Origin of the sequence: Faecalibacterium sp. An58 (assembly GCF_002161515.1) — a bacterium.
In the GTDB taxonomy this organism is placed as follows: Bacteria; Bacillota; Clostridia; order Oscillospirales; family Ruminococcaceae; genus Faecalibacterium; species Faecalibacterium avium.
The window spans coordinates 1-15,772 of record NZ_NFHX01000031.1 but is presented as its reverse complement, the minus strand read 5'-3'; the positions used below and the strand labels follow the sequence as shown (position 1 = coordinate 15,772).

Annotated in this window: 18 protein-coding genes and 2 pseudogenes; 1 reads left to right on the top strand and 19 read right to left on the bottom strand. The window is 56.5% G+C overall.

Annotated features, from left to right (window positions below; all coding sequences use genetic code 11):
* Positions 1-23: 23 nt before the first annotated feature.
* The 14 genes and pseudogenes from B5G12_RS12535 to B5G12_RS12475 form a co-directional block, all read right to left on the bottom strand.
* Entirely contained in the window at positions 24-416 is a 393-nt protein-coding gene (locus B5G12_RS12535) for a PrgI family protein (RefSeq protein WP_087325197.1), read from the bottom strand.
* Between the two features lie 31 nt (positions 417-447).
* Positions 448-1,314, bottom strand: coding sequence for a VirB6/TrbL-like conjugal transfer protein, CD1112 family (locus tag B5G12_RS12530; protein WP_087325195.1), 867 nt, complete (start codon positions 1,312-1,314; stop codon positions 448-450).
* 263 nt (positions 1,315-1,577) lie between these two features.
* Positions 1,578-1,661: pseudogene (locus tag B5G12_RS12525) on the bottom strand (Maff2 family mobile element protein); the annotation flags it as partial.
* Positions 1,662-1,824: 163 nt separating this feature from the next.
* A complete protein-coding gene (locus tag B5G12_RS12520) occupies positions 1,825-3,483 on the bottom strand; it encodes a recombinase family protein (protein ID WP_087325193.1) in 1,659 nt (552 codons plus the stop codon).
* Positions 3,484-3,488: 5 nt separating this feature from the next.
* Entirely contained in the window at positions 3,489-3,686 is a 198-nt protein-coding gene (locus B5G12_RS12515; protein WP_087232232.1) for a hypothetical protein, read from the bottom strand.
* A gap of 255 nt (positions 3,687-3,941) precedes the next feature.
* On the bottom strand, positions 3,942-5,240 hold the full coding sequence (locus B5G12_RS12510; RefSeq protein WP_087325191.1) for a virulence-associated E family protein: 1,299 nt from the start codon (positions 5,238-5,240) through the stop codon (positions 3,942-3,944).
* A gap of 13 nt (positions 5,241-5,253) precedes the next feature.
* Entirely contained in the window at positions 5,254-5,784 is a 531-nt protein-coding gene (locus tag B5G12_RS12505; protein ID WP_507324120.1) for a CHC2 zinc finger domain-containing protein, read from the bottom strand.
* A gap of 108 nt (positions 5,785-5,892) precedes the next feature.
* A pseudogene (locus tag B5G12_RS15000) lies at positions 5,893-5,997 on the bottom strand (CHC2 zinc finger domain-containing protein); the annotation flags it as partial.
* A 135-nt stretch (positions 5,998-6,132) separates the two neighbouring features.
* Positions 6,133-6,687, bottom strand: coding sequence for an SMI1/KNR4 family protein (locus B5G12_RS12500; RefSeq protein ID WP_087325189.1), 555 nt, complete (start codon positions 6,685-6,687; stop codon positions 6,133-6,135).
* 178 nt (positions 6,688-6,865) lie between these two features.
* Positions 6,866-8,338, bottom strand: a complete 1,473-nt coding sequence (mobQ, locus tag B5G12_RS12495) for a MobQ family relaxase (protein WP_087325187.1) — start codon at positions 8,336-8,338, stop codon at positions 6,866-6,868.
* On the bottom strand, positions 8,339-8,629 hold the full coding sequence (locus B5G12_RS12490; protein ID WP_087325185.1) for a DUF3847 domain-containing protein: 291 nt from the start codon (positions 8,627-8,629) through the stop codon (positions 8,339-8,341).
* A 329-nt stretch (positions 8,630-8,958) separates the two neighbouring features.
* Positions 8,959-9,489: an SMI1/KNR4 family protein gene (locus B5G12_RS12485; RefSeq protein WP_072851848.1), complete on the bottom strand. Its 531-nt coding sequence runs from the start codon at positions 9,487-9,489 to the stop codon at positions 8,959-8,961.
* Between the two features lie 125 nt (positions 9,490-9,614).
* Complete coding sequence (locus B5G12_RS12480) at positions 9,615-9,977, bottom strand: replication initiator protein A (protein ID WP_087325183.1); 363 nt, start codon at positions 9,975-9,977, stop codon at positions 9,615-9,617.
* Positions 9,978-10,163: a hypothetical protein gene (locus tag B5G12_RS12475; protein WP_087325181.1), complete on the bottom strand. Its 186-nt coding sequence runs from the start codon at positions 10,161-10,163 to the stop codon at positions 9,978-9,980.
* 533 nt (positions 10,164-10,696) lie between these two features.
* Between B5G12_RS12475 and B5G12_RS12465 the strand changes: the two genes are divergently transcribed.
* Positions 10,697-11,512 (top strand): helix-turn-helix domain-containing protein, encoded by an 816-nt coding sequence (locus B5G12_RS12465; RefSeq protein WP_087325179.1) that lies wholly within the window; start codon positions 10,697-10,699, stop codon positions 11,510-11,512.
* A gap of 136 nt (positions 11,513-11,648) precedes the next feature.
* On the opposite strand, the gene B5G12_RS12460 is transcribed toward B5G12_RS12465, so the two are convergent.
* The 5 genes from B5G12_RS12460 to B5G12_RS12440 form a co-directional block, all read right to left on the bottom strand.
* Positions 11,649-11,870, bottom strand: coding sequence for a helix-turn-helix domain-containing protein (locus B5G12_RS12460; protein WP_087325177.1), 222 nt, complete (start codon positions 11,868-11,870; stop codon positions 11,649-11,651).
* Between the two features lie 267 nt (positions 11,871-12,137).
* Complete coding sequence (locus B5G12_RS12455; protein ID WP_069988280.1) at positions 12,138-13,757, bottom strand: IME_Rho_tet family element recombinase; 1,620 nt, start codon at positions 13,755-13,757, stop codon at positions 12,138-12,140.
* 111 nt (positions 13,758-13,868) lie between these two features.
* Positions 13,869-14,057, bottom strand: a complete 189-nt coding sequence (locus B5G12_RS12450; protein WP_033509555.1) for a transposon-encoded TnpW family protein — start codon at positions 14,055-14,057, stop codon at positions 13,869-13,871.
* A 14-nt stretch (positions 14,058-14,071) separates the two neighbouring features.
* Positions 14,072-14,914, bottom strand: coding sequence for an ATP-binding protein (locus B5G12_RS12445; RefSeq protein ID WP_002596233.1), 843 nt, complete (start codon positions 14,912-14,914; stop codon positions 14,072-14,074).
* A complete protein-coding gene (locus B5G12_RS12440; protein WP_242956034.1) occupies positions 14,911-15,588 on the bottom strand; it encodes a replication initiator protein A in 678 nt (225 codons plus the stop codon). The genes B5G12_RS12445 and B5G12_RS12440 overlap by 4 nt, the downstream gene beginning before the upstream one ends.
* Positions 15,589-15,772: the final 184 nt, after the last annotated feature.

Below are 15,772 nucleotides of genomic sequence, written 5' to 3'. Positions count from 1 at the left end.
GCTCGGATTTCGTGAGCAAGGGCTTATCTGCGGGCTTGTCTTTCGGTCGCTTTTTGAACAATGCGCGTCACCTCCTCCTGGGCGTCTGCCTGCCGCATCAGGGCGGCATAGTAGTTGTTGGTGCGGTAAGGCCGGACTTTCGGCCGGACAAACCGGGCCTGATAAAACTGCCGGGCCACCACCTCGGGCGGCTGGCCGTTGCGCTCGTACATCCCAAAAAAGAAAAACGGGAGCATGACCGCGATCATGGAAAGAGCCGCCAGGCTCAGGTTGCCGCTGCCCCGGACAAAAAAGTAGACCGGCACACCGATCAGTGCGCCGGTCCCGAAGCAGACGATCTGCCGTTTGGTCAGGCCGAACAAAATCTTGGATTTGACCCGCGTCAGGTCCCGCGGGACGGAAATATAGGCTGCCATGTTGTCCTCCTTTTATAATAGGTGCAAGGTGTTAATGTGCGTTGAGGATGCTGCGGGCGAGGGTGCCGGTCTTGAGCAGGGTGAAACAGAGCAGGACGGTGTACCCAATGACACCCCAGATGGATGCGATGGGGTCGGATGCAAACGAAACGCCCTGGATGAGCACCGCGTAAATGCCTACGCAAATCATGATGAGGAAGCCCTGCAAACCCAGAGCCAGCAGACTGCGCAGGTAGTTCTGACCGATCTGACCCTGCTCTTTACTGCCAAAAGTCGAAAACGGGATGGGGGCCAAACTCACGGCGAGATAGATCTCCACCATGCGGCCATACACAATGACGAAAATCGCTATACCGAGTATTTTCATGGTAAAGCCGATGAGGAAGGATTGCAGATAGAGGGCCAGCAGTTCACCCAGTTCCAGGGTCATGAGGGAGGTCTGCAGGGTGAGAAGGGTCGTATCGTCCACCGCCGTGTTGCCCGCGATGATGCCGCTGGACTCAGCCACCACCGTTTGGGCCAGGTCAAAGACGGCCATGGTGATATCGAAGGTATTGGAGATAAGAGTGACGGCCACGAAGGTCTTGAACACCCAGCGGAAGAAGGTCCAGGTCTCAAAGTTCGCCAGATTGTTGTGGTCGATGACCATCTGGATCAGCTCATAGCAGGCCACGATGGTCAAGAAGATGCCCGCGATCGGCAAGATCGCCGACTCGGACACCCCCTGGACCATCTCAAAGACCCGAGGCGAAAACTCAGCGGGGGTCAGGCTGACCTGCTCGCCGATCTCGCCCACCTGCTCGTTGACCGAATCAAACATCCCGGACAAGTTGCCCATGACCCCGCCGACCAGTATCTCCTTGAGCCACTCGGTGATTTTCTGGAGTACCTTGTCCACGGGCCGCCCTCCTTAGCCCATCAGCGGGAACCGGGACAAAAGGCTCATGAGGGACGCGAGAAACTGGAAGAGCGCGGTTGCAATCGAAAAGATTTCCATGTTTGTGTCCTCCTGAAATTGTGCTTGTATGGGTTGGTTTTTGGATGAATGCCGCCATGTCCCAGCGCGCCGCGGGCTGAATGTGGAAGCCCTATTCTGTGGGCGGCAGTTCCCGCTTGGGGCGCTGGGTGGGCAGATCAAAGGGTTACGCTATCCAGCTATCTTTAGCCAAACAGGCCACTCAGCAGAGGCACGAGGGTGGTGCCAATGAGGGCGACACCGCCGCCGGCCATGAGCTGTGTTATCCCTAATTAGTAGGAAGGTGTCCATTTTCCCCTGATTTTTCAAGGGGTGCTGTTCCCCCTGAAATCAATGGGTTTATCCCTAATTAGGTGCAACACAGCCATCGGCGGGCGGCGGCGTGTCAAGAAATATCTATGGAATTGTCAGAACCGCCCCGGCGGGGGCAGGTCAGGCCGTGACCTGCTCCACCTCCGGGATGGGCTTGAGATTGAAATGAATTTCGATGGAAATGTGCCTTGTCTGTTCGCTGTCGATGTGTTCATGGACAACGATCTCTTTAATCAGGCGGTTGAGGGTGGCGGCGTCCAGCTCCGTGATGTCGGCATACTCTTGGATGGCGTCCACCCATTGGCGGGCGTCGCTCTCGATCCGCGCTTCGTCGGCCAGCTTCTTTCCGGCTTCCTCCACCCGCGCCTTTAACTCGGCCTGCTCCGCCTGTGTCTTGCCCAGCATGAGGTTGAAGTTGGCCTCGCTGATCCGTCCGGCCATCATGTCCTCGTATAGCCGCAACATCATCTTTTCCAGAACGTCCATGCGCTCCGTGTCTTTGGCAAGGGCGCGTTCCAGCGCCTCCCGCTGGCCCTTCTGCTCGGCCTCGCAGGTGTCTGTCAGCTTCCCGGCCACGGCCTCCCCGTCCATCAGGGCGGCTCTGGCGCACTCCCGGATTTTGTTCAGCACAAGCCGGTACAGGGTGCTGTATTCCACCCGGTGCTGGGTACAGTGGTTCTTGCCGAAGGCCCCGTAGGTCTTGCAGGCGTAAATCTGCTGCGGGTGCTTGGCGTGGGTGGTGCGGATGGTCAGCGACTTGCCGCACTCGCCGCACTTGATAAGCCCAGCGAACAGGCTCGTTTCCCCGTTCTGCCGGGGGCGCTGGCGGGAGCGCAGCTTGCCCTGCACAATGTCAAAGCTCCTGCGGTCAATGATCGGCTCGTGCCGCTGCTCCACCACGATCCAGTCCTGCGGCTTCTTCTCCCGGATAGCGCCCAGCTTGAAGCGGTAGTCCTTCTTTTGGGACGCGATGGCCCCCGCATAGACAGGATTCATCAGCAGGTCTTTGATGACCGAGAAGTCCCAGATAAACCTCCCGTTCTCCGGGTCTTTCTTCTCCCATTTGGTGCGGGTGTTCCGCAGGCCCCGCTGCCGGTTCCACCATGTGGGGCAGGGTATCCGCTGATCCTCCAGCCTGCGCCGGATGTAGTTGGGGCCGTGGCCCTCCAGCGCCCACAGGAAGATTTGCCGGACAATGGGGGCCGTTTCCCCGTCCACCAGCAGGTGGTTTTTGTCCTCCGGGTCTTTCCGATACCCGAAGGGGGCAAGGCACCCGGTAAACTCCCCCTTCTGCGCTTTCAGCAGGTAAGAGGAATGCACCTTCTTGGAAATATCCTTGCTATACATCTCATTTAGGATATTTTTGAAGGGCGCGATGTCGTTGTTCTCCCGCAGGGTGTCGATCCCGTCGTTCATGGCGATATAGCGGACGCCGTGGCGGGGGAAGAAGTCCTCGATCAGTGTGCCGGTCTGCAAGTAGTTCCGGCCCAGCCGGGAGAGGTCTTTCGTGATAACCAGGTTGACTTGCTTGCGCTCGATGGCCTTTAACATCCGTTTTAGGTCGGGCCGCTCCATGTTCAGCCCCGTGTAGCCATCGTCCTGATAGACTGCCACAACCTCCCATCCCTGCTTTTCGCAGTAGTTTTCCAGCATGGCCCGCTGGTTGGCGATACTGGCGCTCTCCCCGTCCAGGTCGTCGTCCTTGGAAAGCCTGCAATAGATGGCCGCCCGGAAGCTGCCCGCAAGAAGCGCGTCCATGCCTGTATATCCGTTCATCATAACCGTTACCCGCACAATCCAGACGGAACACGGTTCTGTTGAACCTTGTCTTTATTATACCCTAAATCTTGTGTTTTCGCAAGACTTATATTGTCCTTCCGCTGGCTGTATTTCTGTGCAATCAGGCTCACAAAGACGTCGGTGGCGTCCAGCTCGCCGTCAAACACCGCTGTGACTTGGATCTCGGTTTTGCTTTTTGCCATAGGCAGTTTTACCTCCATACATGAAATAAGCCAGACAGGAGAGGGGCGGCAACGAAGTCCGGCAACGGGCTTCAAAAAACCTGCAAAACAATCTCCGTCTGGCGGTTGGGTTACTATTTACTTTTTCTTTTATTTTTCTGTTGCTTTGGTTGTCAGGGGGGAGAAAAGCCCGCCGTTACAGGCTTTTCTCCGGCAACCGGCCCGGCAACGGGCTGGCAACCGGCTCGGCAACGGGGTGGGGTTCCCCCGGATTTTTCAGAAGGGCAGCTCCATCTGCTCGGTCACTTCCACAAATCCGTCTGGCGTTTTTTCACGCCCGTTGTCAGCGCCCGTTGCCGGGGCCTCCCGTTCCCATCCCTTCTGCCTGCCGTATTCCTCGAATATCCGGGGGTTGGAAAAATACCTCCATCCCGTGATACAGTGGTTCATAATGTCGTTGACCTCCCGTATCTCCCATTGCTTCGGCTCGTCGTAGGGGCGCTTGAGGGCCTCCCGGAAAAGCTGCTTGGAGCATACGGCGGTGCCGGTGCAGCGGTCAAGGTAGGCTTGGATCATCCCGGCCTTGGTGTCCTCCGGCATGAAGTCCCGCTGGTGTTCTTTCAGATACTGTACCATTTCGGGGCTGAAGGACAGCTTAAAATCGCCGCTCCTGTAAATCGTCATGGCCTCCGCCCACACCTGCCCGATGTAGGCCCTGGAAGCGGCCTCGTCGTCCAGAATGTGTACCTCGGCCTGTTCCGGGTAGACCATGACCGGCAGGAAGCGCCGGTTGCCGGAGCGGTCAAGGGGCAGGAAGTCAAGGGCGTTGGAAGTCCCGCCGAATACGCACTGGCGCGGCCTGTCCTCCGGGTGGGTTTCGTAGGGGATTTTATAGACCTCCTTCTGGCGGCTCAAAAAAGACTTGATTTCCTCAATGCTCTTGGCGTTGGCGGTGGCGATCATCTCCGACATCTCAATGATCCAGTGGCCTTGCAGCTTGCGGTAGACATTATCGTCGTCCAGCTTCCGCAGGTCGTCGGAAAACCATTCGTCCCTCACGGCCAGCAGGCGGAAGAAGGTGGATTTCCCGGCCCCCTGCCCGCCCACCAGACAGAGCATGACCTCAAACTTGCAGCCGGGGCGGAAGGCCCGGTGGATGGCCCCCAGCAGGAACAGCCGCAGGGATTGGTAGGTGTACTCGTCCGTGTCGGCCCCCAAAAAGTGCCGCAGGCAGTAGCGGATTCGCTCCCGCCCATCCCACACAAGGCCGTTTAAGTAGTCCCGGATGGGGTGGTAACGGTTGGCGTCGGCGGCAAGGTCGAGGGCGTCGGCAATCTTCTTCTCGCTTGTCAGGCCGTAGGTATCTTCGAGATAGAGGCGGATATATTTCATGTCCGTGTCGGTCAAGGCCCTGCCTCCGGGCCGGCGCTTCCTGCCGATGGGCCGCAGCAGGTCAACGCGCTCGGTCAGGAGATTTTTTGCCACCGCCCCGGACAGTTCAGGGTCATACTGGAATACCGTCAGGCAGTTGTGAATACTGTTGCGGACGCCGCCTTTCTCGGTGCTTTCCAGCATGGCTTTTACTTCCTCAACGCTCCGGGGCGGCGGGGCGGCCTCTATGGTGTCCGTCACGGCCTGCCGCAGCTCCGGCGTCAAGCTCTGCCATTCTTCGCTCAATGCTTCTCACTTCCTTTCCATAGCTGGCGATCAGGGCCGCCCGTTCCTCCATGTCGGGGGAGAGCAGCGTGTCCAGCAGATATTCCACATAGTCCTGCCTTTGCAGGGCTTCCACAAACAACGGGTGCCAATCGTCCTCCGGCCCCTTGGGGGCATAGTCCCGCTTCCAGCGGCCCAGCCGGTTGCGGTAGTCGCACAGCACCCGGAAACAATGCCGCTCCATGCGCTTAAACTGCTGCTCCGGGCTTTCCTGCCGGGGCCGGGGGAGGCTCCTGCCGGGCGGCCCCTTGTCCTCATGGGGGACGGAGAAGGCCCGCGCCAGCAGCAGGGCGGCCTCCTTGGGGCTGATCCCTTCCAGACGGGAAACAAAGTCGATCACATCGCCGGTGGCCCCGCAGCCGAAGCAGAAATAGCGCCGGTCAACCTTCATGCTGGGGTGCAAATGGGGCCCCCGCAAAGTCCATGACTTTGTGGGGAGAGGAGGCGCAGCGGAATGAGCGAGTTCTGCCGCTGGCGGCGGAACGAGGGGTATGAAGCTTGCGCCGACGACATGGAAGGGGCAGCGGCACATCCCGTTCCGGCCCGCCCGGATTCCAAAATGCCCGGCAGCCTGCTGGGTGGTAACAGACTGTTTCACAGCTTCAAAAATATTCAAATAGGCAAATCCTCCGAAAATAAGAAAAGCGCCTGTCATTCTCACAAGGAAAATGGCAAGCGCCGGTTGGTGGGTTCCATATTCAATTTTCACATGGGAAAGGCGCGGCCTCTCTGTCATGCCTTGATAATTTTGCTAATCTAAAACTACTTCTTCCTGCTCCATGCCTGTATATTTGTCGATTTCCTTTTGCCATAACCTCCGCAAACCATCTGTAATAATGTGCCCTCTACCTTTTGCAATCAGATCTGCTTCTCGTTCTTCAATAGAGCGGAGCGCATTTTTGTCGATTAAGGTGCTTTTACATTTTGCAACAAAGGCGGTAAAACTGTCACAAATAAAACTCTCTTGAAAGCCGCGCTCATGGTCTGCAAAGGAGATTACACCATTATCCAAAGAAATCAAAATATAGTTTCCAAACAAATCACAGGCGATTGGGAATCGCTTTTGGGCAATCCAGTCTGATAGGTCGGAAAGACTGTCAAAACTGTACCTTACATTTCCAAAGCCAAAGAAGCCGCGCAAATCGAAAGAAATCTTTGCCGCTTTATATTTTGTGTTTGGGGTGTCGCCACCATTGTATTTTATAAGAAATTTCCGGTAGTCTTGGGGAAGTTGCGTTGAAAATCTCTTTTCTAAGTCACTGATTCGCATGGCTGCGTGATTGTTTGAGAAATGAGAAATTAGCATAAATAGTACCTCATTATTGTATTAGGGGAATTTATCTGCTGCCCGCTGGCTGGACAAAGTGTCCAGAGGTCGGGGCGGGGCGGTCATGCCCCCCGCCTTTAGGACAAAGTGTCCCAGCAGGGGCGGCCCGTCAAAGCTGATTCCATTGTACCATCCCCGTCGGGAAATGGGAAGTCCCTTACCGCTCCATATCCCTGTCCCGGCGCTGGGCGTGGGCCTGCTCCTGCCGCCGCCGGGCGGCGTCCACGGTGGATTTCACTTGGTACAGCTTCATCAAATCCTCCCGGATGGGCCTGTACTTGGCGTAGTCCTCCTGATACGCCTGTTGCAGCTTCCCCCGCTCCGTCCGCCACTTGGACAGGGGCAGCTTGCCCTCCGGCGTGAAGTGGGGTTCCAGCTTGCGGCGGGCCATATAAAACTGCCGCAGCTCCCCCTCATGGGCGGCCTTGAATTTCTCCCGCTGGCTCTTGCGGTGGATGGCGTTGAGCTGGGTGTGGATGGGCTTCAGCTCCCGGTAGCGTTCCGCCTGTTCCAGCAGGCCGCCCAGCTCCTTCATGCGGGTCTGCTTGCTGCCCATGCTGGCCTTTAGTTCCTCAATCCGTTCATTGTGGGAAGTGACGCGGGCCTCCAGATCGTCCACGGTGTAGAGCTTCTGCTCGGTCAGGTAGTTCACGGCGTTGGCAAACTTTTGGAGATTGCCCACCTTGCCCTTGCTGCTCCACGCGCCTGCGTTCCGCGCCCCGTAGTAGGCGGATAACAGGTCGGCGAGGGTGGGGGCCTGGGGCTTGGACAGTTCCTCCCGCACCTCGTTCAGCCATCCAAACAGGGCCTTGATTTTCTGCCGCAGCTCTTTCAAGAGGGCGTTGGTGGCCTTGATCCAGCGGTTGAGTTCCCCCTTGTCGGTGGCAATCCCTCGCGCCTCCATCTGGCGCACCGCTGGCCCCTCATGGACGGTTGGGAGCAGGTCAAGCCCCTGCCGCAGATAGGAGCGGTGGTCGATCCGGCAGGGCAGGCCCTTCTCGGCAAACTTGGCGTTGCACATCTCGGCCCACACCTCCCGCCACGCTTCCAGCGTTTCCGGGCGGCCCCAGTCGGTGGTGGGAACCGCGTCAAAGAGGGGCTTGCCCTTCTCGTCCAAAATGCGGTTGCCGTCCTCGTCCAGACGGTAGACGCGCCGCTGCTTGTAGCCCCATTTGCCGCTTTCCAGAATGGGCCGGATGGGGCAGAGGACATGGAAGTGTGGGTTGGGGATGCCCCCGTCCTCCTTGTCAGGCCGGTGTACGGCAAAGTCCACCACCATGCCCCGGCTGACAAACTGCTCCAACAAAAACTGCCTTGCAAGGGCGATGTTTTCTTCCAGCGAAAACTCGTTCTGCAAGGCAATATCAAAGCTGTACGCAAGCTGGGCGTCCTTGCCGCGCTCGGCGGCTTCCAGCGCGTTCCACAGGGTCTGCCGGTCTTGGTATTCGGGCGGGGCCTGCGGGGGCAGGAGAATATCGGAGCAGATCACGCCGCCCTTGCGGGTGTAGTCGCTGTACTCGCCGTAGCGTTCACTGTAAAGCCGCTCCCCGGCGCGGTAGGCGGCGGACGCGACGGCAGACTGTCCGGCGCTGCGCTGCACCTGCGTGACTGTCAAATGAAACAGGGCCATTTACTCGCCCTCCCGCTGGGCGGCGGCCTGGACAGCGGCCCGCACCTCCGGCATGGAGAAAATCTGCTCGGCAAGGGAATAGAAGCCCTGCTCGGACAGGGGCTTGACCTCCGGGGCCACGCTCTCCACGGCGGCCCCTCTGGTAATCAGGCGGTGGGCGCGTTTCTGCCGCTCCCCCTTCTCATAGTATTTCTTCCGCTGCTCCAACCGCTGTACCCGGTGCCGGTACTGTTGCAGCTTGGCCTCGTTCTCGGCGTACTCCCGCCGTAGCTCATCTAATTTTTTGCTCATGGTCGTTGGCCTCCTTTTTCTGAAAATGGGCGTAAAAAATGACCGTCCTCCGGGGCGTTCCCGGTGAGCGGTCAGGGTGTCGGTGTTCGGTTATCAGGCCCTCGGAAGGGGGACAGACGCCGGGGCGGGTGTCCCCCTTCCGGGGGTGGGCGGGGTAAGCGGCGTAAGCCGCGCAAGGGGGGCACCCCCTTGGACGGAGCGTAGCGACGCAAAAACGGCAGATTGCTCCATCTGGCAATCCGCCGTTCCGCCTCGCAGAGCGCACGAATACATGGCCGTCAGGCCATGTATAGAAGTGCGCCATTCTTGCAGAATGGATTTTTGCGCCGTTACCTCCCATCAGTTCCTTTGTCATAACCATAGTTAAAGTAATTGCGAAATTTTCGCTGTACCTCGGCATCGGTAAAAAGTTCCGTAAACGAGCTTGCAATTTTTGTTCTATACTCTTTATGCCAAAAAAGAGATTTTTCAGACATATAGATACCATTTTCTTCCTCGCTCTGGATGAGCATATACATCATGTCCCCAATGTCATCGCCAATGGGAAGAGCGTTGGGACATTTCTTAAAAAAATCAAAACAATCATTAAAATCCTTTATTCCCGCCCATGCCCAAAAACTCATGTCAGGGATTGCCCAGTTTGGCCGTCCGTCCTCAATCCCGCCCCCGCCGAAAGCACGGAATATTTCACAGTAATCATCTGGCAGAGGGATAGGGGAATGTTCTTGAATTAGTTTCAGTTCATCTTCAATTTTCTCATTCCAGTTGGGCCTCCAGTCAGGATGGTAGCCATTATGTGCAAAACATTTTTCATCCTTGAAATTGTCAAAAAGAAGATAGATTTGTTTTATTAGATCCATGTGCTTTTCTCCTTACTTTTTATATAATCTCTCGGCGGTATTGTGTTCCCTTGCAAACTTCCTTGCCGCCTCCCGGCGTTCCGCGCTATGTAGCGAAGGCGGGCAAGGCAGGTTACTTTCTTTCATTATACCGGCTCTGTGTCCTTCCCGCAATCCTGTTTTTGTGCATCCCTTGGAATGAGGACATAAATCTTATTCGGCTCCCCGAAGCCCTGACGCACCCGCAGGAGCAGTCCGGCGTCCTCCAATTCCCGCAAGGCCCGCTTCACTGTCATGGCGCTGCGCCCCAGCGCCCCCGCCAGCTCTGCGATGGGACAGCGGGCAAATATGATCCCGTTGGCGTCCTCCGCCCCCGCCGCAAGAGCGGCGTCCAGCAGGCGGGCATACATGACCTTGGCGGTGCTGCTGACCGGCAGCCCCAGCATGGCCCACGGCAGGGGCAGGCAGGGCGGCAGGGCGGTGTCGGCGGTCAAAAATTCAGCTTCCATTCAGCCCATGTCCTCCTTTCGCTTGGCCCGCTTGGAAAGATAAAGTGGGCAGTCGATCACGACCGCCCGGAAGCTCTGTTTGCAGGAGCGGCGGCACTTCCGGCAAAGGATATTGTACGCCACCCGCCCCCGCTCATTGAGGAAGAAGGACAACTCCTGCTTCCTCTTTTTCGGCATTCTCGGCATAGGGCCTCCCTTCCTAAAAAACCGCCTGTTTGGGCCGCAACAGCCGCAACAGACGGTTCGCAGATTTAAGTGTCGTGTTTCGGGGCGATTTTCGGGGGAAAAGCGGCCGTAGGGCCGCCCCGAAATTCCCCGTAGTAGTACGGAGCGGGCCGGTTATCGCCCGTCCGTTTGTTGTGTTTCGGTGTCATTTTGGGTGTTCATTCTGCCGGTTCTCCCTGACGTCGTTCCTGCCCCTGGCTCTTTCAGCGGCGTTTCGCTCCCGTTGGTACGCTCGCTGCGGTCAAGGTTCCTCCACCTCCTTGCCGCAGGTCGCCGCGCTACATCGCCGGGGAGCATATCCCATACAGGCCGGTCATTCGATTGGAATAATCCATCGATGAACTACCCATATCATAGACCATTTTTGTGCCCTCGCCCGTATATCCGCAAAGTAGGAATACCGCCCGGAAACGGAAAATTTCCACGATTGCGGAATGGTATGGTATAATCAAAAAGAACAGCGGCGGCCAGCCGCGGGAAGGAGCGAGGTGCCTATGAAAACGCGCGTTTCCGTACAGGAGCGGTTGAAGGATTTACGGGTGGAGCGGGGCTTGAAGCTGGAAGAACTGGCGGAGCAGACCGGCATTTCAAAATCCGCCCTCGGCAGCTATGAGAACGACGACTATAAGGAGATCAATCACGGCAGCTTGTTGAAGCTGGCCGACTTCTATCAGGTGTCCGTGGACTACCTGCTGGGCCTGACCGACAACCGGGAATACTTGGACACGCCGCTGGCGGAGCTACACTTGACCGATGAAGCGGTGGCCCTCCTGAAAAGCGGGCGGGTCAATAACCGGCTGCTGTGTGAGATCATCTCCCATGAAAAATTTGCGGAACTGCTGGCGGACGCGGAAATCTATGTGGACGGGATGGCTGCCATGCGCTTCCATGACATAAACAGCTCCTTGGCCGCTGTGCGGGCCATGATACTGGAAGCCCATCCCGAAGCCGCCGCAGACCGCTATCTGAAAATCTTGGAAGCCGGTCAAATCGCGGAAGAAGATTTTTTCTGCCATGTGACGCACAAAACATGGGACGCCATGCTCCACGACATACGCAAGGCCCATGAGAACGACAGCGAAAGCGCCCCGGCCTCCACGCCCGCCGATGAACTGATAAAGGAAGTCCAGCGGGCTATGCAATCGCCGGGGGACAAGGTTCAACAATTTACGGAATTGTTCTGCAAGGCGTTCCAGCTTAAATATAAGCGGCTATCGGAAGAAGAACGAACGACTTTGAAAAAGCTGTTCCGCAAGTCCCCGCTTATCAAGCACTCCGGCATGAATTTCCGGCGCAGGGGATGGAAATAAAAAAATCAGGGAACCGAAGTTTCCTGCTTGGCTGGGCCGCCCGCTGGCTGGACAAAGTGTCCAGAGGTGGGGGCCGGTGCTGTTTAATTTATGCTCCCCACCTTTGGGACAAAGTGTCCCAGCAGGGGGCGGCCCCTCATGGGGCAACAGAATTGTCGTCCTGCTCCAAAGCAATCACATCTGCAATATCACAATGCAGCGCCCCGCAGATACGCAGCAGGGTTTTCATGCTGATATGCTCCCCCTTGCCCATGTTGGCGATCATGTTGGTGGTAAGTCCGGCGGCCAGCCGCAAGTCCTCCTTCCTCATGCCGCGCTCCTTCAAGGTGTCCCATAGCGGCTGATAGCTGATGTGCATAGGCGTCCGCCTCCTTCTCCATCGTCAAATGTCTTGCTCCCATTATAGCAGAAATCTTGTGCTTCCACAATATTTCTTGACACAACCGCCGGAACCGCCGGTTCCGTCTGGATTGTGCTTTTCCTTTCTTCTATAATTACACCTAATTGGCCTTTAACTGCTTCATGCCCTGGCTTTTTGCTTATGTGTGATAAAGAAGTAATAGAAGTGCAAAAAATTTTGCCGTTCCTATCCGGCACTTGGCCATTGTGTCGGATAGGTCGGGCGTTAGGCTTCGGGCAAGTCAATCTTGCCGACAAAGCTGTAATAAATCTCAATGTCCTGCCTGCGGATGCCGTTCTCGTCATAGCTGCACTCATGCACGACGATTTTCTCAATCATCTCCCGCAAGAGGGTGGGGGTCAATTCCTCAAAGGCAAGGTGCTTTCGGACGATACCCATAAACTTTTCCGCATTGACGGTGGCGGCCTGCGACTTGGAAAGTTCCTCCTGCAAAGCGGCGGCGCGGTCTTTCAGTTCCCGCTGTTCCTGCTCATAGTCTGCCGACAGTTCCATGAAACGCTCGTCGCTGATTTTGCCGTTCACATTGTCCTCATACAGCCGCTTGATAATGCGGCTCACTTCGGAAATGCGCTCCTGCGCCTGTTCAAGCTGCTTGGTGGCTGCGGCGGTCTTTCTCTTGCCGCCGATCTCGTTCTGCTGGATAAGCAGCTTCACAAAGCGGCTCTCATGCTTGGCGGCATATTCCGTCACTTGCCGGAGATTGGAGAGGACACCGGCGGTCAACAGGTCGGTGCGGATAAAGTGCGCCGTACAGTCACGGGTGCGCTTCTTGTAGCTGCCGCAGATGTAACAGTCCTGCTTACGGGTCTTGTTCTGATACCGCTGCTGGTACATCACATGGCCGCAGTCGGCGCAGAACAGCATACCGGAGAACAGCCCCACTTCATCATAGCGGTTCGGGCGTTTGCGCTGCTTGCGTAACTCCTGCACGCGCTCCCATGTTTCCCGGTCTATGATAGGCTCATGGTGGTTCTCAAAAATGGCCTGCTTCTCGATGGGGTTCTCTACGCTGTGCTTGGTCTTGTAAGAGGGCTTCTCCGTCTTGAAGTTTACCAGACAGCCGGTGTACTCCCGGTTTTCCAACAGGTGGACAACGGTATTTGTCGCCCATTTGCACTCATAGCCGGGGTGGTAGCGGCGGGTGCTGCCCGTCCTGCGGTATTCCAGCGTCCCCGGCGTGGGGATTTGCTGCTCCGTAAGCATACGGGCAATCTTGGTCGGGCCGTTCCCGGCAAGGCAAAGCTGGTATATCTGCCGGACTACCGGCGCGGTTTCCTCGTCAACGATATAATTCTCGTCCTCGTCCATGAGGTAGCCGTACACCGGCTTGCTGGTAACGGGCTTGCCGCTCATGCCTTTTGCTCTCTTAACTGCCTTGATTTTCTTGCTCGTATCTCTCACCAGCCATTCGTTGAACAGATTTCGCAGAGGGGTAAAATCGTTGTCCATGCCGCCGTTTGCGCTGTCCACATTGTCGTTGACAGCGATAAAACGCACGCCCTTTTGAGGGAACAGCATTTCCGTGTAAAACCCTACCTGCAAGTAGTTTCGCCCTAACCGGCTCATGTCCTTGACGATAACTGTACCCACTTTCCCAGCTTCAATGTCTGCAAGCATGGCTTGAAAACCGGGCCTTTGAAAGTTCGCGCCGGAATAGCCGTCGTCGGTGTACCAGCGCAGGTTGGTAAAGCCATTCTGTTTTGCAAAGGCTTCGAGTATCCTTTTTTGATTCGATATGGAATTACTCTCACCTTGCAATTCGTCCTCATGGGACAATCTCGGATAAAGGGCGGTAATGAGGTTTTGGGTGGCTTGTCTTAACATAAAATCCTCCGTTTCCGACAGCCAGCCCCACTATTCCGTGGTTTCATTGTACCACGGAATAGGGCTGGTTGTATAGCGGCAAAAGTGTCAAATCTGCTTCTTTACAGCTTGTCAAATCGCCGGTTTTTGTGTAGCAGCGGCTTCCGCTTCCAGTACCCGCGCCATTTTGTCGGCGGCTGTGGTTGTGGTGTCTTTCTTGAAATAGCCGGACACGACAAGGACGGAATTGCCCATGCGGATTTCCGTCACACAGTCAGGGCGGCGGGTGGTGCGGGTGTCGTGCTGCTTGTTATCTGCCATAGGCAATACTCCTTTCAGTCGGTAATCAGTTTCTTCATGCTCTCCATTTTCCGCTTGGCGGTTTCCTGCCGGAAGTTGTCGCCGGTAAAGCGTACCGGGACGCACATGGAAAGCAGGCGGTCATAAATCCGGGAATGGGCGGTGTCCTCCGGGTTGTGCAGGTCGTCCAGCGTAAGGTTGGTCGTGACGATCAGCGGCTTGCCGCTGCGGTAACGGCTGTCAATCACATTGAACACCTGTTCCAGCCCGTATTCCGTCCCGCGTTCCATGCCGAAGTCGTCAAGGATCAGCAGCGGATAACGACAAAGGCGGGAAATGTACTCGTTGCGCCCCTCAAAGCTGGCGGCAAGGTCATTGAGGATAAGAGCAAAGTTCGTCATGCGGACGGGGATTTCTTTCTCCATGAGGGCGTTTGCGATACAGCCTGCAAGGTAGCTTTTGCCGGTGCCTACGCCGCCCCAGAACAGGCAGCCGATATTGTCTGTCCGCATATCTTCCCAATGCTCCACATACCGGCGGGCAAGCCCGGTCTGCGGGTTCCTGCCGTTGTCGTTCTCGAAAGTCCAGTCCCGCATGGTGGGGTCGGTAAAGCCCCGGCGTTTCAGTTCTTCCACGGTGTCAAGGTGTCTGCGCCGCTTTTCGGCGGCTTCCCGTTCCTCGCGGGCGGTTCTCTGGCAGTCGCACTCTGCCGGGTGGCGGTCGCGCCCGAAGATAGCGGCCTTATCCGGCGCAAAATAGGCTTCTTTCGGCTTGCGGCACTTGCCGCAGTACAGTAAACCGTCCTCGCCGGTGTAGTCCTCCGGCTCCGGGATGGTGGTCGTCATATTCTCCAAAACCGCGTTGATTTCATTCTTCATAAACTCTCGCCCTCCTTGCATGAGTAGTCTGGTATGCCCTTTTTAGGGGCTTCCTTTTTGTCGTTCCCCGCCCATATCCGCAGGGCGGCGGCATAGTTCTGGTAGCTTTTCCCGTTGGCGGCAAGGTAGCGGCTCATTTCCTCGATGAACCGTTCCAGCCTGTCAGGGTACTCTGCCTGCAACTCGTCGTATTCGGTCTGTGACAGAAAAATATTTCCATATCGGCCATAGGGCGCGGACGGCCCCCCACTCACTCCCTTTGTTTGGCTCTCTGTAAGGTTGTTTATAGTAGTTTGGTTAGGGGACGGTTTTCCGACCATCATAAGGTCGGTTTTCTGACCATCAGTAGGACGGTTTTCCGGCTCTATGAGGGGCGGACTTCCGGCCATCAGTTGGTCTGAAAACTGTACCTGTGGCACTGGCGGTACTTTGACATAAAGCCGGTTCGGTGCGGAGAAGCCGCCCCGTTCCCGTTCCAACAGCCCCGCCGTGTCCAGTTCATTAAGCGCCCCCTTGATGGTGGTGCTGCCTTTATCCAGTATTTCTGCTATCTCCGCGATGGGATAGATAATATAAATCCTGCCCTCGTCGTCCAGCCACTTGTTTTTCTGGGAGAGGGTGGAACGGTCTAACAGCAGCGAATACAGCAGCTTGGCGGTCTGTGAAATCTCCATTTTCAGCAGGAAACGGGGATACGGCAGATAGGCGGGCAGCCGCGTGTCTGCCCTGATATAATCAGCGTGTTAGCGTTCAGCTGAAAAAACCATTTGGGGTTCAGCGGAAATAACCAAACGTAGATCAAGTAAAAAGACCAAACAACCCAGATTTCCAATCAGATTATTCTTTCGCTGCTATCGG

Bases quoted from the DNA above. Each gene is read 5' to 3' on its own strand.
- B5G12_RS12535 (WP_087325197.1), bottom strand. From the start codon at position 416: ATGGCAGCCTATATTTCCGTCCCGCGGGACCTGACGCGGGTCAAATCC.
- B5G12_RS12520 (WP_087325193.1), bottom strand. From the start codon at position 3,483: ATGATGAACGGATATACAGGCATGGACGCGCTTCTTGCGGGCAGCTTC.
- B5G12_RS12515 (WP_087232232.1), bottom strand. From the start codon at position 3,686: ATGGCAAAAAGCAAAACCGAGATCCAAGTCACAGCGGTGTTTGACGGC.
- B5G12_RS12510 (WP_087325191.1), bottom strand. From the start codon at position 5,240: ATGCTGGAAAGCACCGAGAAAGGCGGCGTCCGCAACAGTATTCACAAC.
- B5G12_RS12500 (WP_087325189.1), bottom strand. From the start codon at position 6,687: ATGCTAATTTCTCATTTCTCAAACAATCACGCAGCCATGCGAATCAGT.
- mobQ (WP_087325187.1), bottom strand. From the start codon at position 8,338: ATGGCCCTGTTTCATTTGACAGTCACGCAGGTGCAGCGCAGCGCCGGA.
- B5G12_RS12490 (WP_087325185.1), bottom strand. From the start codon at position 8,629: ATGAGCAAAAAATTAGATGAGCTACGGCGGGAGTACGCCGAGAACGAG.
- B5G12_RS12485 (WP_072851848.1), bottom strand. From the start codon at position 9,489: ATGGATCTAATAAAACAAATCTATCTTCTTTTTGACAATTTCAAGGAT.
- B5G12_RS12480 (WP_087325183.1), bottom strand. From the start codon at position 9,977: ATGGAAGCTGAATTTTTGACCGCCGACACCGCCCTGCCGCCCTGCCTG.
- B5G12_RS12475 (WP_087325181.1), bottom strand. From the start codon at position 10,163: ATGCCGAGAATGCCGAAAAAGAGGAAGCAGGAGTTGTCCTTCTTCCTC.
- B5G12_RS12465 (WP_087325179.1), top strand. From the start codon at position 10,697: ATGAAAACGCGCGTTTCCGTACAGGAGCGGTTGAAGGATTTACGGGTG.
- B5G12_RS12460 (WP_087325177.1), bottom strand. From the start codon at position 11,870: ATGCACATCAGCTATCAGCCGCTATGGGACACCTTGAAGGAGCGCGGC.
- B5G12_RS12455 (WP_069988280.1), bottom strand. From the start codon at position 13,757: ATGTTAAGACAAGCCACCCAAAACCTCATTACCGCCCTTTATCCGAGA.
- B5G12_RS12450 (WP_033509555.1), bottom strand. From the start codon at position 14,057: ATGGCAGATAACAAGCAGCACGACACCCGCACCACCCGCCGCCCTGAC.
- B5G12_RS12445 (WP_002596233.1), bottom strand. From the start codon at position 14,914: ATGAAGAATGAAATCAACGCGGTTTTGGAGAATATGACGACCACCATC.
- B5G12_RS12440 (WP_242956034.1), bottom strand. From the start codon at position 15,588: ATGGAGATTTCACAGACCGCCAAGCTGCTGTATTCGCTGCTGTTAGAC.